We start from the raw sequence: 20,806 nt of genomic DNA, 5'->3' as shown, positions 1-20,806 counted from the left end.
AGTTCCTTATTTATTTTATTTCATTTTCAATCGTGTAAGGCTTGGGGCTAAGGTTTACAAAGGTGACTAGTAAAAAATATAACAATATAAGTATAAGATTTTGTACTTAGTAATCTCGCGATTTAAGGCATGACATTGGATAAGTGTGGGGAGTTCAATCGATTTTGAATAAAATCAATAGTATCAGTTGCAATTTTTTTACGTTTAAGAACGATCCCGGCATGCCCACATTTATAAATATATCGTGGAGGTCTTTCCCAAGATTCCCACAAGTAGTCTGTATCCTCAGAATGCACATATAGATCATGCTTACCTGAAATTAATAAAATATTTTCTTTTTTTACTTTTGGCAATGCTTGACTCGGTTCAGTGATTTTCCAATAATCTATTAAATCATCATACGTAACACCATGATGTTCCAAGTCTTCTCTAATAAATTTACCTGGAGTTGTATTCCAAATCGAATAAGAAAGTCGATTTGCATAGAAAATGGATGCTAACACATCAATTTCTTCTTCAACAAGAGAGGTTAAGTTAGTAATAAATCCGCCTAAACTAATTCCTATTAGAATGAGGGGCCCCTTTTTATTTGCTTTAATCCATTTAATCAAAGCTCGTAAATCAGCTACCGCTTGTCTAGTTGCTTGTAATGTTCGTTCAATATTTGCACTTACCATATACTCTCCACTGAATAAGGATTGATCGGGTTTTCTTTCAAAATGATAGGGTAGAGTGAAATAATACATATTCCACTTCAGGCTGGTCATATGATCGTGGAATATTTTTTTCACACGTTCGTTAGAATCCATTCTCCAACCGTGAACAAAGATAACATGAGGTGCATTTTCATTTTCATGTAAGAATAATTCCCCAGTTACAGAGTCGTTGTGTGAATCACCGGATTGAACCGAACTTTTATAGTTGAATTGCCCAATCATGTATTCATTTTCCTGCTTTGAATGCTTAATGTCAAAATGAAAATGTGATGGTTTTACTTTATAAAAAGATTCTATGTTCTTTATATTTAATGAAGTGTTAGAAAGGGAAGTAAACTGAAACGCTACACTTCTTTTTTTGTGTAAATCATATAAGGCGTACCGATCAATGAGTTTTGAAAAAATCAAATTAACCTCCTCCAAAATACATATTGTTTAAAACATAGACAAAATTTATGTTTTAAATTAATTAGGAAATATTCTCTTTTCCTAATAGTAGGTGCTTGAATTATAAAAATAGGTGATAAATTTGCATATTATATTATAAATCGTGCAATAAAATAAAACTATAAATAATTTATATTAAAATTTAAGAAGAATGTTAACTTGTTTTTCTTTTCTTATTAAAAGATGTAATTTCTATGAGGAACTTAACAATTTCCATCTAGATATTCACAAATAGCTTCTCTATATTTATTGTATTATATACATTAAATTAAGCTTAACCTCTCTTTTCTATAAGTCTCTTAAATTGACTAACTCCTTACCAATATTCAAAAACGACTGCATTTTTGAATTTGTGTTCTAGTTTTTCTTGAACAGGTAAATGAATAACTACACATAAACTCCTTATATCTCTAGTTAAACTACCGATTAGCTCCATATAAACTCTAGATAACCTATATAGAATACAAGTTATCAAGGAGGTAAGAAAAATGAATTTTATGAAACGAGCAATTCTCAGTATGAAAAAAAGGATAGGAACATCATTAATTTTGATGGCAGTTTTTCTGATTGTTACAAATTTGGTTCTTTCAGGTTTCACAATCCAAAATGCATCAAAAAAAGCAGCGGATGCTGCAAGAAAAAAACTTGGTGCAGATGTTACTTTAAGTCTTGATTTCGACAAAATAGGTCAAAAAGCTAAGGAAACTGGAGAAATGCCAAATCCGCCGCAGCTCGATGCAAAAGAAACAGATCAATTAGCGAAGTCCAAGTATGTAAAAGATTATAATTACATAGCTAACACTTTCGGTATTTCTGATGGACTTAAACTAGTAGGAGCTTCAGAAGGAGAAGAAGAAGGAAAAGGTAAAGTGGGAATGACGGCTGCGCGAGGCGGTTCAAGCTCTGGTACAGAAATAGATATAAATGCTTCTTTTATGATTGAGGGAGTTCGCAAGACTGCATTACAAGAAAGCTTTAAAAACGGAAAAAGTAAAATCATTGATGGAAAACCAATAACAGAGCAAATGAAGGATCAGAATGTAGCTTTAATGGAAAAACGATTAGCGGAATTAAACAATTTGAAAGTAGGAGACAAAGTTAAAGTACAATCAGGGGATAAGAAGGAAACTCTTGAGGTTGAAATTATCGGCATTTACGAAACAAATGAGCAAGCAATGGGTCAACAGGCTCCTCCTATTATGGATCCAGCTAATAAACTATATATGCCGCATTCAACTATGAAAAAATTAGAAGTAGACCAAGGTATAAGTAGTGGTCAAGTCGTGTATTTCTTGAATGATCCACAATATATTGATGCATTTAAAAAAGAAGCAAAAAAATCTAACATTGATTTTAATTATTATAAATTAGATGCGCATGATTCATTGTACAAGCAAATGATTGGTCCTATCGAAAATATCTCTTCGACTTCTCAAATGATTATTTATATTGTATCGATTGCAGGTGCAATTATTTTAGGATTAATCATTATGCTATCAATTAAAGGACGTCGTAAAGAAATGGGAATTCTATTGTCTATTGGAGAGAAAAAGTGGAAACTGATAGCGCAATTCGTAGTAGAAGTAGTGTGTGTCGCTATTTTAGCATTTGGATTATCCATAACAACAGGAGCTAAAGTTTCTCAATATATCGGGGATAATTTACTTTCGAATGAAATTGCTACTGCAAGCGAAGAAACAGATACTTCGCAACATGGTACTGTAATGATGGCTGGATCTGGTGGTACTCTACAAAATCAAAAAGAAGATCCAATTGATAAAATTGATGTAAGTGTAACAGGAGAAGATGTAGGGAAAATGGGTGGAATTGGACTGGCTATCGCTATAATAGCAACGCTTCTTCCATCATTATCTATTCTACGTTTAAACCCAAAACAAATTCTTTTAAAAGATGAATGAGGAGGCTTAATATGGAGACGATTTTACAGTTTAAAAATTTGGATTATTATTATGAAAGTAATGGGAAAAATGTAGCGATACTAGATAATGTTAACTTTTCTTTTCAAAAAGGACATTTCTACACGATTTTAGGACCATCTGGATCTGGTAAAACCACAACTCTGAGCTTAGGTTGTGGACTGGATGTCCCTAAAAATGGTTATGTACTGTATAATGGTAAAGATATTAGAAAAATTGGTTTGGATCGATACCGTAATCAAAATGTATCTGTAATTTTCCAATCTTATAATTTGATAACCTATATGACAGCTCTTCAAAATGTCTTAACAGCAATGGAAATTACGGGTGTTAAAGTGCAAAATAAAACAGCAAGAGCATTAGAATTGTTAGAAAGGGTAGGACTCACAGAAGTTGAAGCGAAACGAAACGTCCTGCAACTAAGCGGCGGACAACAACAGCGTGTAGCAATTGCTCGAGCACTATCTTGTAATGTTGATTTACTGATTGCAGATGAGCCGACAGGAAACCTCGACGAGGAAACTGCAATGGATATAATAGAACTATTTCAAGAACTTGCACATAAAGAGAATAAATGCATTATTGTTGTGACGCACTCACAGGAGGTTGCTAAAAAATCAGATCGTGCAGTGTATTTAAGTAAGAAGAAGTTGGTCGTAAATGAAATCTAATATAAACGTCGTAGCTTTTTAATTCACATAATTTTCAAAATCTAGACCTTTCAAAAGCTTATATTTGATTTATAATAAAATCAAGCCATAATCAAAATGGTCTCCCTGTACTGAATGTTACAATAGTTTGTTGTTCCCGTTTTAATAATATAATAAAAAGAACTTGTAGGATATTCTACAGGTTCTTTTTATTATAATTGGTTACCTATATCATGGGATAATCACACATAAAAAACGGGACATTACCTAGATGTATGACCTAAATATCGTCCCGTTTACCTACTCTGTATAGTTATTGCAGAATTAAACCTACAATCATAATTAAACTAAATACTATTATCCAACCAAACGCACAATAGCCAAAAATTCTAATCCATTTAGGTAATTGATGCATGTTAATTTTATTTGTGGGAACTCCTTGCATAGAAAACATCATTTTTTGATCTCTATCTCTATTATTTTGTTGTTCATACATACTATCATCACCTTTCCAGAACTATTGCGTTTATAGTATATCAGCCTAAAGAAAATTATGTACAGAATAAGAAGGGATAGCATAAATATTATGTGGTGAATTTTATAAATAAATGCATTTAATTGCCATGGTTCTAAGCACTAATTCGTTATAAATACTGAAAAAGAGCACTACATAAATAGGACTCATTTTCTTCAAATATTAAGTTGCTGGATATAAATCAGAACCAAGGTAACGTTCTTTTATAATTTGAAGATGATGAAGCTCATGACCAGCAATAATGTATGCTAATGCACGAACTGTAACTTCAGAATTATTCGCATTTCCTCTTTGTGACCAAGCTTCTTTATCTAAGCTTCTAAGTAAATGCAGGGTAGATTGGCGAACAACTATTAAATTCCCAAGAAGATCTTGCATAGATTGCTTATCAAAAGCAGCTCTAAGAACATACATATCATCAAATGAAAAACCTGTTAATAAGTTTATACTTACTATAAAAACAAACAAACTCGTCCTATTTAAAGGAGAGTTTGTTTGTTTTTATGTTTAGATAATGGAATACTCATGCAAAATTGCACACTATGTTCCATATTTTTCATTGAATACTTTATATCTAGTGTTTCAAGAATTTGTTTAACAATATATAGCCCCAAACCATTTCCTCCAGTATTTCGATTTCTTGATTTTTCAATTCGATAAAATGGTTTGAAAATTTGTTGTAAATCTTCATCTTTAATATTGACACCTGTATTTATAATTTGCATTTTGATTTGACCTTGTTTCGAATCCTCACTTAACTTTATATAGACTTTTTCATTATGTGGTGAATACATAACCGCATTGTGTATAATATTTTTACATGCTTTTTCTAAAAGAGCACAATCTGTATAAATAGAAAGGTCAAAATCAATTTCTTTTATTATTTCGATGTTTTTTTGAGAAGCAAAAAATTCGAGATCTTTTGTAATTGTACCTATTAATTTTGAAAGATTAACTTTCTCTACTTTTAGTTTGAAGGTGTGTTGTTCTAATTTCGATACGCTTAAAATTTCACGAACTAATTGTTCCATACTTTCAATAATTTGATGATTCTTCTTTAAATATTGATCGCGATTTTGATAAGGGCCAATATTGTATATCATTCCTTCTAAGTATCCTTTCATTACAGTAAGAGGGGACTTTAATTCATGTGCTACAATCGCAAAAAACTCTCTGCGTTTTGTTTCTATTTCTCTTTCTTTTTCAATATCATTTTTTAATTGTTCATTTGCTTTTTTTAAATCAAACATAGCTTGTTGTAAGTTAATAGACATGTCATTCAAACTATTAGATAATTCTCCTAACTCATCTGTAGAGCGAACCTCAATTTTTTCGGAGAAATCTAAATTTGCCATCTTTTGTGCACCTTCATTAATATAAATAAGTGGCTTTGTAATAAACCTGGAATAAAAATAAGCACTCCCTATACCAATAACGAGCACAATGATACTAATATAGGGGAGAAAGCGTACTAAAACCTGTGAAGCTTCATCAATCGGTTGAAATGTAGCAAACACTATAAGCGTTAAACTACCATCTTGGAATTGAATTGGTTTCGTAACATTATATGAATTGCTGAGGGTACTTGCATTCTCGAATCGTGTTGCTTTAGTAACTACTGTTTTTTGCGTACCACTTTGAATAAAAGAAAATGAAGGAGAGTAAATAATTACTCCTTCTTTATTTTGAAGATAAAGCATCGCATTATTTTTTTTGGCGTATTCATCAAAAAGTGGTATCGCATCTTGAAACGTAAGATTTTTAGACTTATCAATGATTTCGTTTATCCCTGTTTGAAGTTGATCTGTTTTATATTGCTCATAAAACGTAGGGAGAAAGAAGTATAAAGTTAAATAAATCAATACTGCAAAGGATAATAAAATGAGAGATGTAGTCATAAAGAGTTTATAAGTAATTTGCTTCATTTTCATGAGTTTCACAATACTATTCATCAATTTTATAACCAATACCCTTTATTGTTTTAATATAAGGGATAGCTAATTTTTTGCGTAGGTTTTTAATATGTGTATCAATTATTCGTGTTTCTCCAAAATAATCGTAACCCCAGACTTTCTCTACGATATTTTCTCTTGTGAGTACTTTTCTCTCATTTTGAAATAGTAGTTGTAGAATTTCAAACTCTTTTGTCGTTAATATAATTTCAACGTCATTTACATATACTCTATATGCATCCACATCAATACGCACTTCTTTAAATATCAAATGATTATTTACATTTTTATCATAACTTCTTCTAAGTACAGCTTCGACTCGTCTAATCAAAACATGAAATGAAAAGGGCTTTGTTATATAATCATCGATCCCAAGGTCGAATCCTTTCATTTGATCTTCCTCTTCTTCCAACGCAGTTAGCATAATAATTGGTACGTTTGACTGACTTCGAATCATTTTAGAAACTTCAAACCCATTAAGATTGGGCATCATGACATCTAGAAGAATTAAATCAAATGATTGCTTATTAAATTGTGTCATACCCTCTAGTCCATCTGAAGCGACTATCACTGTATAATGCTGCGTCATTAAAAATTGTTTAATTAATTCCTGAATTTCTTGATCGTCCTCTACCACGAGAATATGATAGTTTTTCATAATATCACCTCTGGTAGTCATTATAGCCGTACTATCTGGAGTTTATGTGGAGATACAATAGGAACTTCATAGGACGTTTAACGTATTAGCTTCATTTTCAAGAATGTGTATTCTCCAAAAAATATGATTAGCCATATTCCTTTTTATGAAAAAATAATTGTATGCTTGAAAAAACTTATCGTATGAAAAGCTGAACGATTTATATTTCTAAAAAACCAATGTATAATATTGGGAACTGCATGTGATTTCTTAAACTGTGTGAACATATACTTTCGCTACTTACTAGAAGGGGAAACGGAAATGAATTTCAATATAAAAAAAGCTAGCGAAATTATAGAGTGTACTTCACAAACTTTAGAGTTTTTTGCTAATTTAGTAAACGATTAAGGTGTGAACTAAGGATTATTTAAATCATGCGAGAAAGGTTGTGAAATTATTTGATGGGTTATAAAGCGATGCTGTTTGATTTAGATGATACATTACTTGATAGGGATAAAGCAGTAGAGGCATTATTTTTAATTGTTTTAGAAAAGTGTTATGAAAATGTAGATGGTGCGGCTAAAAGCAACATGTTACAGAAATTCAAAGAATACGATAAAAGAGAATATGGCATAAGTAATAAAACGACAGTTTTAGAATCATTGTTTGATGAATTCACGCCAAGGTATAGATTGCCACGCAATTACATCCAAGATTTTTGGAATAATAATTTCCCTAGATGTTTTTCAATAGACCAAAATACTATTCATTTCTTAAATCAAATAAAGAAGCACTTTAAAGTTGGAATTATAACAAATGGCTCAACTCAGAGGCAAAAAGCTAAAATATTTAACACGAATTTAAATAGGTATTTTGAAACAATCATTATTTCTGAAGAAGTGGGATTTAGTAAACCTGATAAACGTATATTCGAACTAGCATTAGATAAGCTAAATTTACAACCGGAAAATACTTTATTTGTTGGGGATGACTTAGAAAAGGATATTGCTGGTCCTCAAAATGCAAATATAAAAGGTGTGTGGTTTAACCCTCAGAAAATCAAGAATACTACCAAAATACAACCATATGCCGAGATTAACACTTTGGATAGTTTGTTAAGTTATGTTACTCCACAATATTTTTATAACAAGTAAAAGTAATTCCATATATATATTCAAAAATATAAAAAAAGAGAAACTATCATTAATTTCATTGACCGTATTGGTAATAAAAAAATATATATTTACAACAAAAAATAGAGGCCATTTTAATAGCTGAAGCTAATTTAATCTATGATTAATACGAAATTTTGTAAAACAATTTTACTCATACTGTATAAATTATAAAGGGGTGGGACTATGGAAATAAAGAAAGTAGTAATCGATGGAATCAATATTGCGGTCATTAGGAACGATAAGGTATTAATATCGGATGTTCAGTCTGCATTAGATACTATGGCAACAGTTCAATATGAGGTAGATGCGAAACATATTATTATCCATAAATCTTTAATAAGTGAAGATTTCTTTGATCTAAAAACACGGCTTGCGGGCGATATCCTTCAAAAATTTATAAACTACAAGGTAAAGATTGCTATTGTTGGAGATTTCTCTATGTATACTAGTAAAAGCTTAAAGGATTTTATTTATGAATGTAATAAAGGGAATGACATTTTTTACTTAGCAACTGAACAACAAGCAATTGAAAAACTAAGTACATTAAAGTAATAATTATATCCTGCTAAATTCCCCCATTTCACTTAGTTCATGATTATATACGATATAGAAGAACTGATGTTTGTGGTAAACTAAGAGATGAATAAAGGGGGAGTTTTCTTGAACAATTTTAATGATACGATCCGAGATTTAAACAATATAGTTTACAAACCTAACAATTTAATGATTACGAATCTAAAAGAAGAAAAGCAAAACGCAGAATATGCAGGATGTTTATTCCACTTAAATAACAAAACCATTCGTTTTAGAAAATCAAAAGTTACTCCTAATAAAATTGGTCAATTTGTTTCTTTTTGGGAGAAAGATGAAAATATGCGAAATAGAGCTTTCTCTTATGAAGCTGCTCCTGATTTATTAGTAATCACTTGTATTGCTGATAATAAACTAGGACAATTTATTTTTCCTAAAGAGATTCTTCTTAAAGAAAAAATATTGAGAACACAAAGTCAAACAGGGAAAATGGCAATGAGAATTTATCCTGTTTGGGATACCACTGTTAGCAATCAAGCTAAAAGGAGCCAAACGTGGCAACTTCACTATTTTGTTGATTTAAGTGATATTAATAATTTGCCTATAGATAAACTATTAAATTTATATTCGTAGCTTTTGATTTTCCCCAAAAAGAAGTAATTACAGAAAAGACATTTGTAATGACGCCTTCTATTAATTTACCTTGTGAATCGTAATTTTTGTACCGGTACAGTTAAATGAAATGTACATTGTTACAGTGCCCCTTAAAATTTACAATCAGCATATATTATTTAAACTTATAAATTTTTAAGGGGTGCTAATTATGACAAGTTTACAAAATCAGCTTTTCACAAGATTAAATCTTAAAAAACGTAATGAAGTAACGTTTGAAGAATTACCTACTATACTCTTTTCATTTGCACACACTATACCATTTGAGAATTTAGATGTTATAGCACGAAATACGAATCAAATCTCTCTGGAAAACTTACGAGAGAAAATTTTAACTAGTTCCCGTGGTGGACTTTGCTACGAATTAAATACTCTTTTTTACTATTTCTTAAGAGACTGTGGCTATGATGTACAACTGGCATTAGGTACGGTTTATAAAAACGATATAAATGCATGGGCACTTGAGGATGGCCATATAACAATTATTTTAACTTATGATAATGTACAGTATTTAATTGATGTAGGTATAGCTTCGTTAGTACCTCTTGTTCCTGTACCTTTTACTGGTAAGTCTGTTTCTTCAAAAAATGGTTCGTACCGGGTGAGACGAAAAGATACGAGTAAGGGAAATTATGTTTTAGAAAGAATAGATACTGATGGAGAATGGAAAGTTTGTCATGCTTTTTATAAACATAATATTGATGAGATAATAGTAAACGATGTTCAAAGAAGAGTGATAGAAGATGAGAAGTCTATTTTTAATAAAGGACCAATTGCAGTAAAGTTGACGAACTCCGGTCATATTTCATTAACGAATACAAGTTTAACTGAAGCTATTCGTGGGGAAAAAACTAAGCATGAAATTACAGAAGATCAATATAAAGAGTTTTTATATACTTTATTTGCTATTAAGTTATGAATAATAAAGATAGACGGTTCTTATTCAGAAGCGGCTATCTTTATTATTTTTGGTGTAAATGGTTTTCTTCTAATATGTTTCGGAAACTGCGGTATAGTTAGTGTTTTTAATGTTTTCTCAGCTTCTTCATATGTATGAAAAATTGGTTCTTTTCCATCATCCCCTTGTAAAACTAGCCCTTCATCTCGAATTACATATGGCATAAAACCACCCCATCTAGTAAAGAATTATGTTCTTTTGCAGCAGAATAATACGATTTAAAGTTTGATTTTCTTAATACATATAATACACTAGAACAGTACGAAAAAGTATGTACAATGAATTTTGAATGTAAAGGAAGATTATTATGTCAGTTATTGATAAATTGAAACTTAATAAGTATACAAATATGGTCGTTATTAACGAACCAAGTGATTATGACATGTTTACAGGTAAAGAAACTGCATTCTCAAAAGAACACGATGCTATCTTTATATTTGTAGAAACGCTTGATGAAATGGTGAAACAAACGAATTTTATTATTAGTAATGAAGAATTACTAATTGAAAAAGGTTACGTATTCTTCGCATATCCGAAAAAAGGTAATGCTCGTTATAGTACGTTTATTCACCGTGATGAGATGTTTCCGGCATTAAACGTTGGAGAAGATGGTTATGTGGGAGAAAGCGACATTAAATTTGCACGAATGGTAAGTATGGATGAAGTCTTTACTGTTGTAGGTTTAAAACGCGAGAAGAAAAAAACAACGAAAACATCTGCTATGAGTCAATGTGTTGCCGATTATGCAGATCGAATTAAAGATGTTGAAGCATTATTAGCTAATCATCCGAATGAACTTAAGTTTTATCAAAGTTTAACGCCTGGATATCAGAAAGATTGGGCACGTAATCTTTTTTCTGTAAAACAAGAAAAAACACGTGAAAAACGTCTAGAGAAAATGATAGAGATCCTTTCACAAGGCTATAAAACAATTGAATTATTCCGTAAGAAGAAAAAATAATGATTAAGAAAGTCACAATGCTGCAACAATTAATTGTGATGAGTACATTGAAAAAAGCATTCCTTCCATTATACTAAGGAATGTTCTTATATTTATATAATTAGCAAAAGAGAAAAGGTGTTTGAAATGAAATCGTATATTGTAGTTGGATCTGGAATTTTAGGAGCGTCTACTGCTTATCATCTTGCTAAGGCAGGTGCGAATGTTACTATCGTGGATCGCCAACAATTAGGACAAGCAACTGATGCAGGAGCAGGTATTGTATGTCCATGGCTATCGCAGCGTCGTAATAAAGCATGGTATAAAATTGTTAAAGGCGGTGCACGTTACTATTCTTCGTTAATTCAGCAATTAGAAGAAGACGGTGAAACTGACACAGGATATAATCGTGTAGGTGCAATTAGTTTACATACTGACGAGAAAAAGTTAGATCAAATGGAAGAGCGAGCTTATAAACGACGTGAAGATGCCCCAGAGATTGGTGAAATCACTCGCTTATCAGCTGAAGAAACAAAAAAATTATTTCCAGCATTATCAGACGAATATAGTTCTGTTCATATTAGTGGTGCTGCACGAGTAAATGGAAGATTATTACGCAATGCATTAATAAGTGCTGCGAAAAAACATGGTGCAACTTTAATAAAAGGCGATGCTATATTAGTCCGTGAAGGAAATCATATTACGGGAGTTACAGTAAACGATGAAACAATTTTAGCAGAAAAGGTTATTGTAACTGCAGGCGCATGGGCGAATGAAATCTTGAATCCATTAGGAATTAATTTCTTAGTTACATTCCAAAAAGGACAAATTGTTCATCTGCAAATCGAGAATACAGCAACAGAAAATATGCCAGTTGTTATGCCACCGAACGATCAATATATTTTAACGTTTGACAATGGGCATGTCGTAATTGGTGCAACACATGAGAATGATACTGGTTTCGATCATCGTGTAACAGCAGGTGGTTTACATGAAGTATTCCATAAGGCATTAGCAGTTGCACCTGGCTTAGAAAATGCTACAATGCTTGAAACGAGAGTTGGATTCAGACCATTCACACCAGGATTCTTACCTGTTATCGGACCACTACCTAACTTTGAAGGAATTCTCGTTGCGAATGGATTAGGAGCTTCGGGTTTAACAGCTGGTCCATACTTAGGAGCGGAACTTGCTAAATTAGCGCTGGGACAACCAATTGAGTTAGATTTAAATGATTATGATGTTGCTGGCGCAATTGAATAATATAGGGTACTGCTAACATTTAGGAAGAACCATGCTAAACAAATTCGACAAGGAATAAGCAGTTTTCCCTCTGTTAAGAGTAAGCCTGTTTATGAAAAATAAAATTCTTTAAAAATAGAAGGCCGACATTATAAACCTGCATTAATAATGTCGAATTGTGATGTCGGCTCTTTATTTATATTTATTTAAAACTTATTTTTGAGAGGAGCTTAAGCAATGAGAGCGCCATATCAAGTATTGATATTTCCTTATATAAAAACTACTGATTCCATTCAATATGCTATTTTCAACCGAAGTGATTATAGTTATTGGCAAGGAATAGCTGGTGGCGGAGAAGTCGGTGAGATTCCTATTGAATCAGCAAAACGGGAAGCGTTTGAAGAGGCTGGTATTACAAGAGAATGTCCATATATACAATTAGATTCTGTGTCTTCACTACCAGTAGAGGATGTAGTTAGAGGATTCCTTTGGGGAGAAGAGGTTTATGTAATAAAAGAATTTTCTTTTGGAGTTAAAGTCCCTACAAAAAACATATCATTATCTAAAGAACACTTTAATTATAAATGGTTATGCTTTGAGGAAGCAGTAACGCTTTTGAAATGGGATAGCAACAAAACAGCATTGTGGGAATTAAACAAAAGACTATTAAAACAATAAAAGTTTTTGCTAACAAAAATAGTTGTGGAAGAAGAATTGAACCATTAACAAACCCTTGCTACACTTCTAAACAATGTTTTATAGATTTGACATGGGTAATGAACGAAGAGAACTTGCACTAAGAAAAGCCCTATACAGTTGCCTCTGAAAAAATGAAAATAGTTAGAAATATTTTTATATCGTACGGTTTTTGGCTATGAATAACGGAATAAATATTAAGTATTCAACAGTTCAAATAAAACGAGTCAGCTTTTTATTTTAGGAAGAAAGCTGACTCGTTTTATGCTAAAATTCGCTTAGTGTATATTTTCGTTAAAATGTGGGTAGGCCCCCTTTTAGCAAAACCGGAGTGGGAATGATGAGTATAAATAGTTTTGTGGGATTGATAAATGACGAATTATTAAAAGAGGTAAGTATAAGAAGTGAGGATGAATTCGAGCCTGTAGTAGTTAAAGATATTCCTAGACTTTGGAAGTGTTTAGGAACAGGTAATTATGCCGCAGTATTCATGCACAAAGAATACAAAGATTGGGTAGTGAAAGTTTACGTGCGAGAAGGAGAAGGAATTGAAAAAGAGTCAGAAGTATACCGAAGAATTGGAGATCATCCTTCTTATTCAAAGCTTATATATAAAGGGGGAAATTTCATAGTATTGAAACGTTTAAAAGAAATTACCTTATACGATGCTATTCATAAGGGTATTAAAATTCCTAAGCAAGTAATACTTGATATTAATGAGGCTTTAGAGTATGCGAGGGAACAAGGGTTAACTCCTTGTGATGTTCACGGGAAAAATGTGATGATGGAAAAAGGAAGGGGATATGTAGTCGATGTATCTGATTTCTTAAAAACAAAAGAAGATAGTAAGTGGAGAGATCTAGAAAAGGCATATTTCACCTTTTATTTTCCTTTCATATATAAATTGCCTTTCCCGGTTAAAATACCGTATTTTATGTTAAACATTGTTAGGCGTTCGTATAGAAAATATAAGAAGCTTAAAAAGAACTTCAAATTATAAAAGGACCATATATGTTCCTGAAAACGAGTTAAATTCACATAAATAACTTTAGAAAAATTTCAAATTTTGTTTAGGGGCTATTTCAAGACCTTAGCTTGCTGGGCATATGGTGTTACCTCAAAAAATAAAAAGATTAGGAGTAAATCCTAATCTTTTTATTTATACATATTTTTGTTAGTTATATCACTATCAATTCCAAAACGGGACATTTTGAATAAATGAAACCGTCAAAATAAGTGTTGATGCGGAACCAGCAGTTACTAAAGTTACTATTTTTCGTCCATTCTGTTCTTTTGAAGGTTTTATAAGTTCTGTAATTAACACAATCCATATTATGATAGATACTATTGAAATAATATTTATAGACATATGTAACACATCCCTTCGTGTTTTTACATAAATATTTCTTCTTTTATAAAATAAAAGCAATTTAACAAGAAAATATGTAACGCATTAAAAATCAATATTTTTCTGTTAAACCACCTTTTTTAAATAGAAATACGACTGATAAAACGATAACAACAGCCTTCAAACTGCCCCAATATGGATAAATAGCATGATCTGTTAGACTAGCATGCTGAAAAATATTCTCTAAACCGAAAATTCCTATCATGACTGCTAAAAGAAATGAAGCTGATCCATACGTCCCTTTACGATAGAGGGTAAATAAATAGACTGTGAAAATCAGTGGTAAGATGATTTGTAGTACGATTATCATAGTTCGTCCCCCAGATTATTTATAATTATATTATATACAAAATTGTAATAAAAAGGAATGCGACTTATTTGATACTAACAGAACTACTCTAATCATATTCTTCTATAAAAAAGAAGAAAAAGGGGTGTACAGTTAATTGACAAAAGTTAAAGTTAGTTTACGACCCATTGTTCATAACGTAAATTTACCAACTGTATTGAAAACAACGATACTTCCAGGTGAATCGACCGAAAGACTATTTATCGCAACTCAATTAGGGGAGATTTTTTACATAGGGGACGGAGTTATAAAGACATTTTTAGATATTCGTCACCTAATTATTAAATTAGGTACATTTGAAGAAGGTGTTTCTAGTAGCGGTTATGATGAACGCGGATTGCTTGGACTTGCGTTCCATCCACAATTTTATCAAAATGGGTTATTTTATCTTCATTATTCAGTAGCTGGAACTCAAGGGCCAGGTGCATTTTCTGAGCAATTTAAACCGAATCCTTGTGACCCTAAAACGTTAAATTTAAAGTGGTTTAATAGAAATACGCAATATGATCACATTGATACAGTGGAAGAATGGACTTTACAATCTAATGGTCAAGCTCAAAAACGACGAACATTACTGAATGTAAGAAGACCATTTTTTAATCATAACGGAGTCAATAGTTTAAACTTTTCACCTGAGACTGGAAAACTTGTTTTTACAAATGGAGATGGCGGATCAGGTTATGATCCATTTAATTTAAGCCAAGATGATTTAGAAATAGCAGGAAAAATAATTGAAATCGATGTAAGTAAAAATACATTTATAAATAACCCTCCTGTAGTTACACGCTTTAATGAACTTCCTTTATCTATACAAGAAACACTTACAGTAATTGCAAAAGGAGTACGTAATATAACCGGCATTTCATTTCAAAGGTTTTATAATCAATATATCAAATACACCGGAAATGTCGGACAAGATATTGTAGAGTCTATTTTTTCATTTGTTCAATATAAACCTATACCGGTAACAGAACTTGTTCAAATGCATTTTATGAGGTTAACTCTCAATCAAAATGGGTTTATCAATTTTGGTTGGCGAGGATGGGAAGGGGATTTGCCTACTTCTTTTATACGACATTGTTCTGAGAATCAGACTTTGGATGAGAGAACAATGGTTTATTATGATGAAACAATACAAACTTCAGTGAAGCGTATTCTGCCTCTACTTAGTTATTTTCATAAAGATTCTAGAACAGATAAGTTTGGAGGAACTTCACTTACAGGAGTTCAGCCATATATGGGAAATGCAATTCCAAATTTAACAGGTAGCGTTGTTTTTACTGACCTTGCCAAGAAAGGAGAATCTCAGTCTCCAATTAAGGGTGTTTTAGCCTATACTAGAGCAGGTACAGACGGTAAACATGCTGACTTTCATGCTATTGAAACCAATTATGATTTTGGTACGCAACCAGCTTATTATATGAGTTTAGGAACAAATTCGGATCAAACTAAATTATATTTAGGAGTTTACAGTTCTATGAAAGTAACTGATTTTAACAAAGGTACCATTTTTGAAATTATTCCTTGATACGATATAAATTCTCAGTTTAAAAACATAAAGAGTTTATTCTGCTTCCAAAACGCACAACTTGACTTGTCCCCCTAAAAATCTTCAATCTATAAGTATCTATTATATAGTGATTTATAACTAGTAGAAAGCAACTCATAAACCATAAGTGTATGAATAATATAGAAAGTAATGAATGTGGTATCTTTAGGGGGTATTTTAATGAATTGGTTTGTACGTTATTGGTATCAACTGATGATAGAACATGATACGAGCTTTGTTCATAAAAGAAAATTGTCCCTTGCGAATAAGTTAGTACTTACAGCTTTGATGAGTGCATTGGCCACCATGTTTCAAGCAGCTGGGAACTTAGTTCCTGGTATAGGTTTGCTCATTAGTCCATTTTCGACATTACCGATTTTTTTTGCTATTTTCTATTCTATTCGTGAGGGAATACTTTCTTATATTCTTACTATTTTTCTATTATTTATTATTGAGCCCAGTGAACTAATTGTCTTTCCTTTTACTACAGGCTTATTAGGTCTAGCCTTAGGAGTATCCTTTTTAAAATTAAAGAGGAGAATTTGGATTGTTTCTTTTTCAGCAACTTGTCTACTTATAGGTATTATGATCGTTCTCGATGTTTTCCACTTTCCGGTACTTGGTCCTGCTGTTCATACAACTATGGATATAAAAATTATTTTATCAATATTTATAATGAGCTTTCTATACTGTTGGATTTATGCAGGTTTTTGCAGAATAATGATGAATAGATTATATAAAGTGTTGTATTGACAATGGCATAATGAGGATTGGAGATTGAATTCATGACTAACGTTGCAGTTAGAAGACCGAATTTGAATGATGTAGATGAACTATATTTATTTTTCCGTATAGTTATTACGAATACATACAAAAATGAAGGATTGTCACAATTATTAGATGACATAGAAAATGAAATTAACTCAAAAAAGCAGTATTTGAAAAGTGACTTTGATAGTAACGGAGAAAGTCGTTACTTTTTATTAGCAATTGATACAAGTAACGATAAAATCATTGGAACAATCGAAATCGGTCCAGCAAGTACATTGATTAATAGTTGTACAGGTGGTGTACTTAAAAATTTGTATGAAATAGGAACTGTATTCATACTTCCGGAGTATCAAAGAAAGGGAATAGGGAGTTTATTACTACATACAATGTTTCTTACATTACTTAGTAGAGGGATAACAGAATATTGTTTAGATAGTGGATATAAAAATGCGCAAAGTATATGGATGAAAAAGTTTGGAAAACCTAGCTATGTATTGAAAGATTACTGGGGAGAATCCAGTGATCATATGATTTGGAAGAAAAGTTCACATGATACACCTATAATATTTGAATTATAAAATGAAATATGCCTCTGAACATAGCTTTTCTTACTTATGTATGCTATTATTTATCTTTATAATAAAAGAGGACGTGAATGAACTTGATTAAAATTAATATTCCTGAAGCTGATGTTTCAATTACTGAACGTAAACAAGTTATTAAAGGAGACGAGCCAATCATTACTCCAATTAATGGATTTATCGATTTCCACTTGTTCCCTAGAGATAAAGGCGGCATTTTTATGTTTTACAATATTAATGACGAACTTCTTTTCGTAGGTAAAGCTCGTAAAATTAGACAACGTATTAAGAAGCATTTTGAAGATAATGTTTCACCAATTAAAAATCACCGTGATGAAGTATACCGCATTGATGCATGTATCGTAGAAGATCCAACAGAAAGAGAAATTTACGAAACATATATCATTAATGAATACAAAGCGAAATATAACGTTGATAAAGTATTCTACAAATAATCAACATTAATAAAAAGCAATCCTAGCTAATATGCAAGGATTGTTTTTTATTTAGATTTATTCTTCATATCTTTCTCCTTTTTTCAAATGATTAGCAGCAACAAAACAGATTACACCTATAAATATAAGTACAATACCAACCGTTTTATGTTTTCCCTCAAAGAAAGGAATATCTGAAATAACATTTGTCATACATAGTCCTAAAAATACAAGGATAGGGCCCACCCAAAGTAATACATTACCGAATTTTGTGTGCTTCCACATAATAACCCTCCTTAACCCTCTTTACATATATATCCATAAATAAAAAGTAAATTCATAGAGAAATATAGTTTTTTTCATATCGAAAATTTAACCCTCATATATTGGTACAAGCAAAAGAGAAAGGAGACCATCATGAATTGGTTAGAAGCTTTCATACTAGGTATAATTCAAGGTTTAACAGAATTTTTACCAATCAGTAGTACCGGACATCTTTATTTAGGAAGGCATTTGTTCCGATTAGATGAGGCTGGCTTATTTTTAGATACGATGCTGCATATTGGGACTTTACTTGCGGTTTTTATTTATTACAAAAAAGAATTTATATATTTAATTAAAAACCCATTTTCAAAGCTCATGTTATTACTTATCGTTGGGACAATACCCGCAGTTGTAATTGGTTTATTGTTTAAAGACTTCTTTGAAGATATTTCAAAAACAGGAATCACGATCGGTTGGGAGTTTTTAGTGACCGGATTCTTTCTCTACATGGCAGATAAACAAAAGAATGGTCGTAAAAAAATGGATGACATAACATATAAAGACGCATTAATTATCGGTTCATTTCAAGCTGCTGCTATTTTTCCAGCCATTTCCCGTTCTGGAATGACAATTGTCGCTGCATTATGGAGAAAATTAGACCGTGAAACTGCTGCTTACTTTTCTTTTTTACTATCGACACCAGCCATCGTTGGAGCTATCATTTTGCAATTTGTAGACGTTTTTCAAGGGAAAGCAGAATCTATTTCTAGTACATCTTTAATTGTCGGAACGTTATCAGCAGCGTTTTTTGGATACATAGCCGTTTCATGGATGATTCAATATTTAAAACGTCACTCCTTAAAAGTATTCGCGTATTACGTATGGGGATTAGGTATTTTAATTTTAATGTTGCAATTTACTGATGTATTTTAAGTATAATGATAAAGAAGTTAATTAGTTTAAGATCCTGTTTCATTCATACAAGGCAGGATCTCTTTTTATTAAGGGGGAAAATATGTTTAATAAGGCTATCGTTATTGGTGGAAGTATGGCAGGAAAGTTTGCAGCAAAAGCATTATCAACTTCTTTTAAAGAAGTAATCATTATAGAAGCTGGTGAAAGATGGGATGGAAAGTCTTCGAGAAAAAGAGTTCCACAAAGTAATCATCCTCACGTGTTATTAAAAGGTGGAGAAAACGCAATTGAAGAATTGTTTCCTAATATTACGAACGAATTAATAGAAGCGGGTAGTATTATAAACAACTTTACGCGTGATTTGAAATGGCATCAATTCGGTCTATGGAAACAACCGTTCATAGGGGAAGTACATATGATTCAACAAAGTCGTCCTTTGCTAGAATGGCATATTCAAAAACGAATACATCAAATTTCAAATATTACTATTAAATATGAAACATTAGTTAAAGGGTTATTGGTAGATGCAAAGCTTAACAAAGTGTGTGGAGTAAAAGTTAAATATTTAGAGACAAACACACAAGAAGAAGTTCATGCGGATCTTGTAGTTGATGCGAGTGGATTTGGCTCAAAAAGTATAGAGTGGCTACGAGAATACGAAATTAAAGTACAAGAAGAGAAAGTTCGTATTGATTTATTTTACGCAACGAAAATGTTCAAACTTAAAGAAAATGAGGAGTTAGACTGTTGTAATATGCTAATGTCTCCTAGTTTCCCTGATAACCCTTATGGCGTTCTTATTCAAACGATAGAAGATAATCGTTATTTTGTTACTTTTAGTGGATACGCAAATGAGAAAGCACCACAAACAGATGATGAGTTTTATGATTTTGCTGAAAATCTATCAATTTCTAATGTTACAGACTTCTTAAATAAGGCTGAGGGAATTACTGATATAAAGACATACAAAATTCCTTATCAAGTACGCCGGCGATTTGATTTAGTGAATAATGTACCAGAAGGATTATTAGTTATTGGAGATGCGCAATGTCGTTTTGATCCCGTTTTCGGCCAAGGCGTATCAGTTGCTGCTATGGAGGCTCACCAATTACAATTACTTTTGCAAGATAGAAAACAACTTGATAAAACATTTACACAACAATTTTATAAAAAGGCAGCTACTATAATAGAAACTCCTTGGGATATGACAACAACAGAAATATCACGTCACCCGCAACTAAAGAGAGAATTAACTACAAAACAAAAATTTCAACTATGGTATACGAAGCAAATATATCGACTATCCGCAAGTAATTCTGATGTTTATATTCGGTTAGTACGAGTGATGAATTTAATTCGTAGTCCATTTCATCTCTTTCATCCGAAAGTGCTACTATCTGTATTACTTAATCGAAAGAAATAGCAGGAATATAATTGATTAAAAAAG

Annotated in this window: 24 protein-coding genes and 1 pseudogene; 16 read left to right on the top strand and 9 right to left on the bottom strand. The window is 31.8% G+C overall.

The genetic code is table 11. From position 1 onward, the window contains the following. Nucleotides 1-122: 122 nt before the first annotated feature. Nucleotides 123-1,124, bottom strand: a complete 1,002-nt coding sequence (locus N2V80_RS13460) for an alpha/beta hydrolase (protein WP_061655548.1) — start codon at nt 1,122-1,124, stop codon at nt 123-125. A gap of 527 nt (nt 1,125-1,651) precedes the next feature. Between N2V80_RS13460 and N2V80_RS13455 the strand changes: the two genes are divergently transcribed. Together N2V80_RS13455 and N2V80_RS13450 are read left to right on the top strand one after the other, a co-directional pair. Next, nucleotides 1,652-3,082, top strand: coding sequence for an ABC transporter permease (locus tag N2V80_RS13455; protein WP_061654590.1), 1,431 nt, complete (start codon nt 1,652-1,654; stop codon nt 3,080-3,082). Nucleotides 3,083-3,093: 11 nt separating this feature from the next. Continuing rightward, nucleotides 3,094-3,771 (top strand): ABC transporter ATP-binding protein, encoded by a 678-nt coding sequence (locus N2V80_RS13450; protein WP_000447855.1) that lies wholly within the window; start codon nt 3,094-3,096, stop codon nt 3,769-3,771. Between the two features lie 292 nt (nt 3,772-4,063). On the opposite strand, the gene N2V80_RS13445 is transcribed toward N2V80_RS13450, so the two are convergent. From N2V80_RS13445 to N2V80_RS13430, 4 genes and pseudogenes are all read right to left on the bottom strand, one after another. Further along, nucleotides 4,064-4,246: a hypothetical protein gene (locus tag N2V80_RS13445; RefSeq protein ID WP_000273232.1), complete on the bottom strand. Its 183-nt coding sequence runs from the start codon at nt 4,244-4,246 to the stop codon at nt 4,064-4,066. Nucleotides 4,247-4,447: 201 nt separating this feature from the next. Beyond that, nucleotides 4,448-4,723 (bottom strand): annotated as a pseudogene (locus N2V80_RS13440) (DinB family protein); the annotation flags it as partial. A 41-nt stretch (nt 4,724-4,764) separates the two neighbouring features. Then, the gene (locus N2V80_RS13435; protein WP_001084897.1) at nt 4,765-6,237 is read right to left on the bottom strand and encodes a sensor histidine kinase; all 1,473 of its coding nucleotides are present in this window, start codon (nt 6,235-6,237) and stop codon (nt 4,765-4,767) included. Further along, on the bottom strand, nt 6,230-6,895 hold the full coding sequence (locus tag N2V80_RS13430) for a response regulator transcription factor (protein ID WP_000800726.1): 666 nt from the start codon (nt 6,893-6,895) through the stop codon (nt 6,230-6,232). The genes N2V80_RS13435 and N2V80_RS13430 overlap by 8 nt, the downstream gene beginning before the upstream one ends. Before the next feature lie 440 nt (nt 6,896-7,335). On the opposite strand from N2V80_RS13430, the gene N2V80_RS13425 reads away from it, so the two are divergent. From N2V80_RS13425 to N2V80_RS13410, 4 genes are all read left to right on the top strand, one after another. Beyond that, nucleotides 7,336-8,028 (top strand): HAD family hydrolase, encoded by a 693-nt coding sequence (locus N2V80_RS13425; protein ID WP_000540714.1) that lies wholly within the window; start codon nt 7,336-7,338, stop codon nt 8,026-8,028. 204 nt (nt 8,029-8,232) lie between these two features. Continuing rightward, complete coding sequence (locus N2V80_RS13420; RefSeq protein ID WP_000403464.1) at nt 8,233-8,601, top strand: DUF4180 domain-containing protein; 369 nt, start codon at nt 8,233-8,235, stop codon at nt 8,599-8,601. 108 nt (nt 8,602-8,709) lie between these two features. Beyond that, nucleotides 8,710-9,213 (top strand): MepB family protein, encoded by a 504-nt coding sequence (locus N2V80_RS13415; protein WP_001058767.1) that lies wholly within the window; start codon nt 8,710-8,712, stop codon nt 9,211-9,213. A gap of 190 nt (nt 9,214-9,403) precedes the next feature. Beyond that, a complete protein-coding gene (locus N2V80_RS13410) occupies nt 9,404-10,171 on the top strand; it encodes an arylamine N-acetyltransferase family protein (RefSeq protein WP_000202805.1) in 768 nt (255 codons plus the stop codon). Between the two features lie 20 nt (nt 10,172-10,191). Here N2V80_RS13410 and N2V80_RS13405 read toward each other — a convergent pair whose 3' ends face one another. Next, nucleotides 10,192-10,374 carry a hypothetical protein gene (locus N2V80_RS13405; protein ID WP_001147161.1) on the bottom strand — a complete coding sequence of 61 codons (183 nt, stop codon included), beginning with the start codon at nt 10,372-10,374 and terminating at the stop codon, nt 10,192-10,194. Between the two features lie 143 nt (nt 10,375-10,517). Between N2V80_RS13405 and N2V80_RS13400 the strand changes: the two genes are divergently transcribed. From N2V80_RS13400 to N2V80_RS13385, 4 genes are all read left to right on the top strand, one after another. Then, nucleotides 10,518-11,171, top strand: coding sequence for a YdeI/OmpD-associated family protein (locus tag N2V80_RS13400; protein ID WP_061655928.1), 654 nt, complete (start codon nt 10,518-10,520; stop codon nt 11,169-11,171). A gap of 126 nt (nt 11,172-11,297) precedes the next feature. After that, nucleotides 11,298-12,413: an NAD(P)/FAD-dependent oxidoreductase gene (locus tag N2V80_RS13395; RefSeq protein WP_000844389.1), complete on the top strand. Its 1,116-nt coding sequence runs from the start codon at nt 11,298-11,300 to the stop codon at nt 12,411-12,413. Nucleotides 12,414-12,629: 216 nt separating this feature from the next. Beyond that, a complete protein-coding gene (locus tag N2V80_RS13390; protein WP_001202618.1) occupies nt 12,630-13,070 on the top strand; it encodes an NUDIX hydrolase in 441 nt (146 codons plus the stop codon). A gap of 358 nt (nt 13,071-13,428) precedes the next feature. Next, nucleotides 13,429-14,088: a serine/threonine protein kinase gene (locus tag N2V80_RS13385; protein ID WP_061655927.1), complete on the top strand. Its 660-nt coding sequence runs from the start codon at nt 13,429-13,431 to the stop codon at nt 14,086-14,088. Between the two features lie 189 nt (nt 14,089-14,277). Here N2V80_RS13385 and N2V80_RS13380 read toward each other — a convergent pair whose 3' ends face one another. Both N2V80_RS13380 and N2V80_RS13375 read right to left on the bottom strand, forming a co-directional pair. Next, a complete protein-coding gene (locus tag N2V80_RS13380; RefSeq protein WP_000026326.1) occupies nt 14,278-14,457 on the bottom strand; it encodes a hypothetical protein in 180 nt (59 codons plus the stop codon). A 91-nt stretch (nt 14,458-14,548) separates the two neighbouring features. Beyond that, the gene (locus tag N2V80_RS13375; RefSeq protein ID WP_000587708.1) at nt 14,549-14,806 is read right to left on the bottom strand and encodes a hypothetical protein; all 258 of its coding nucleotides are present in this window, start codon (nt 14,804-14,806) and stop codon (nt 14,549-14,551) included. A 136-nt stretch (nt 14,807-14,942) separates the two neighbouring features. On the opposite strand from N2V80_RS13375, the gene N2V80_RS13370 reads away from it, so the two are divergent. The 4 genes from N2V80_RS13370 (at nt 14,943) to N2V80_RS13355 (ending at nt 18,201) form a co-directional block, all read left to right on the top strand. Beyond that, nucleotides 14,943-16,373 carry a PQQ-dependent sugar dehydrogenase gene (locus tag N2V80_RS13370; RefSeq protein ID WP_061655926.1) on the top strand — a complete coding sequence of 477 codons (1,431 nt, stop codon included), beginning with the start codon at nt 14,943-14,945 and terminating at the stop codon, nt 16,371-16,373. A 201-nt stretch (nt 16,374-16,574) separates the two neighbouring features. Next, nucleotides 16,575-17,147, top strand: coding sequence for a hypothetical protein (locus tag N2V80_RS13365; RefSeq protein WP_001103993.1), 573 nt, complete (start codon nt 16,575-16,577; stop codon nt 17,145-17,147). 32 nt (nt 17,148-17,179) lie between these two features. Next, nucleotides 17,180-17,743 carry a GNAT family N-acetyltransferase gene (locus tag N2V80_RS13360; RefSeq protein ID WP_061655925.1) on the top strand — a complete coding sequence of 188 codons (564 nt, stop codon included), beginning with the start codon at nt 17,180-17,182 and terminating at the stop codon, nt 17,741-17,743. 77 nt (nt 17,744-17,820) lie between these two features. Next, nucleotides 17,821-18,201 carry a nucleotide excision repair endonuclease gene (locus N2V80_RS13355; RefSeq protein ID WP_001048941.1) on the top strand — a complete coding sequence of 127 codons (381 nt, stop codon included), beginning with the start codon at nt 17,821-17,823 and terminating at the stop codon, nt 18,199-18,201. A gap of 57 nt (nt 18,202-18,258) precedes the next feature. Here the strand turns inward: N2V80_RS13355 and N2V80_RS13350 are convergent, their stop codons facing one another. Further along, nucleotides 18,259-18,465, bottom strand: a complete 207-nt coding sequence (locus N2V80_RS13350; RefSeq protein WP_000265477.1) for a hypothetical protein — start codon at nt 18,463-18,465, stop codon at nt 18,259-18,261. 132 nt (nt 18,466-18,597) lie between these two features. On the opposite strand from N2V80_RS13350, the gene N2V80_RS13345 reads away from it, so the two are divergent. Together N2V80_RS13345 and N2V80_RS13340 are read left to right on the top strand one after the other, a co-directional pair. After that, nucleotides 18,598-19,377, top strand: a complete 780-nt coding sequence (locus tag N2V80_RS13345) for an undecaprenyl-diphosphate phosphatase (RefSeq protein WP_001104298.1) — start codon at nt 18,598-18,600, stop codon at nt 19,375-19,377. 82 nt (nt 19,378-19,459) lie between these two features. After that, the gene (locus N2V80_RS13340) at nt 19,460-20,782 is read left to right on the top strand and encodes an FAD-dependent oxidoreductase (protein ID WP_000482050.1); all 1,323 of its coding nucleotides are present in this window, start codon (nt 19,460-19,462) and stop codon (nt 20,780-20,782) included. Nucleotides 20,783-20,806: the final 24 nt, after the last annotated feature.

The organism is Bacillus sp. FSL W8-0640, from assembly GCF_038007725.1.
Lineage (GTDB): Bacteria > Bacillota > Bacilli > Bacillales > Bacillaceae_G > Bacillus_A > Bacillus_A cereus.
This window is presented reverse-complemented; position numbering and strand designations above follow the sequence as displayed.

What these genes read in the sequence shown, in the direction of transcription:
- N2V80_RS13435 (WP_001084897.1), bottom strand. Translation starts at nt 6,237, where the DNA reads ATGAATAGTATTGTGAAACTCATGAAAATGAAGCAAATTACTTATAAA.
- N2V80_RS13390 (WP_001202618.1), top strand. Translation starts at nt 12,630, where the DNA reads ATGAGAGCGCCATATCAAGTATTGATATTTCCTTATATAAAAACTACT.
- N2V80_RS13365 (WP_001103993.1), top strand. Translation starts at nt 16,575, where the DNA reads ATGAATTGGTTTGTACGTTATTGGTATCAACTGATGATAGAACATGAT.
- N2V80_RS13380 (WP_000026326.1), bottom strand. Translation starts at nt 14,457, where the DNA reads ATGTCTATAAATATTATTTCAATAGTATCTATCATAATATGGATTGTG.
- N2V80_RS13425 (WP_000540714.1), top strand. Translation starts at nt 7,336, where the DNA reads ATGGGTTATAAAGCGATGCTGTTTGATTTAGATGATACATTACTTGAT.
- N2V80_RS13455 (WP_061654590.1), top strand. Translation starts at nt 1,652, where the DNA reads ATGAATTTTATGAAACGAGCAATTCTCAGTATGAAAAAAAGGATAGGA.
- N2V80_RS13345 (WP_001104298.1), top strand. Translation starts at nt 18,598, where the DNA reads ATGAATTGGTTAGAAGCTTTCATACTAGGTATAATTCAAGGTTTAACA.
- N2V80_RS13375 (WP_000587708.1), bottom strand. Translation starts at nt 14,806, where the DNA reads ATGATAATCGTACTACAAATCATCTTACCACTGATTTTCACAGTCTAT.
- N2V80_RS13410 (WP_000202805.1), top strand. Translation starts at nt 9,404, where the DNA reads ATGACAAGTTTACAAAATCAGCTTTTCACAAGATTAAATCTTAAAAAA.
- N2V80_RS13405 (WP_001147161.1), bottom strand. Translation starts at nt 10,374, where the DNA reads ATGCCATATGTAATTCGAGATGAAGGGCTAGTTTTACAAGGGGATGAT.
- N2V80_RS13445 (WP_000273232.1), bottom strand. Translation starts at nt 4,246, where the DNA reads ATGTATGAACAACAAAATAATAGAGATAGAGATCAAAAAATGATGTTT.
- N2V80_RS13360 (WP_061655925.1), top strand. Translation starts at nt 17,180, where the DNA reads ATGACTAACGTTGCAGTTAGAAGACCGAATTTGAATGATGTAGATGAA.
- N2V80_RS13430 (WP_000800726.1), bottom strand. Translation starts at nt 6,895, where the DNA reads ATGAAAAACTATCATATTCTCGTGGTAGAGGACGATCAAGAAATTCAG.
- N2V80_RS13450 (WP_000447855.1), top strand. Translation starts at nt 3,094, where the DNA reads ATGGAGACGATTTTACAGTTTAAAAATTTGGATTATTATTATGAAAGT.
- N2V80_RS13340 (WP_000482050.1), top strand. Translation starts at nt 19,460, where the DNA reads ATGTTTAATAAGGCTATCGTTATTGGTGGAAGTATGGCAGGAAAGTTT.
- N2V80_RS13400 (WP_061655928.1), top strand. Translation starts at nt 10,518, where the DNA reads ATGTCAGTTATTGATAAATTGAAACTTAATAAGTATACAAATATGGTC.
- N2V80_RS13420 (WP_000403464.1), top strand. Translation starts at nt 8,233, where the DNA reads ATGGAAATAAAGAAAGTAGTAATCGATGGAATCAATATTGCGGTCATT.
- N2V80_RS13355 (WP_001048941.1), top strand. Translation starts at nt 17,821, where the DNA reads ATGAACTTGATTAAAATTAATATTCCTGAAGCTGATGTTTCAATTACT.
- N2V80_RS13385 (WP_061655927.1), top strand. Translation starts at nt 13,429, where the DNA reads ATGAGTATAAATAGTTTTGTGGGATTGATAAATGACGAATTATTAAAA.
- N2V80_RS13395 (WP_000844389.1), top strand. Translation starts at nt 11,298, where the DNA reads ATGAAATCGTATATTGTAGTTGGATCTGGAATTTTAGGAGCGTCTACT.
- N2V80_RS13350 (WP_000265477.1), bottom strand. Translation starts at nt 18,465, where the DNA reads ATGTGGAAGCACACAAAATTCGGTAATGTATTACTTTGGGTGGGCCCT.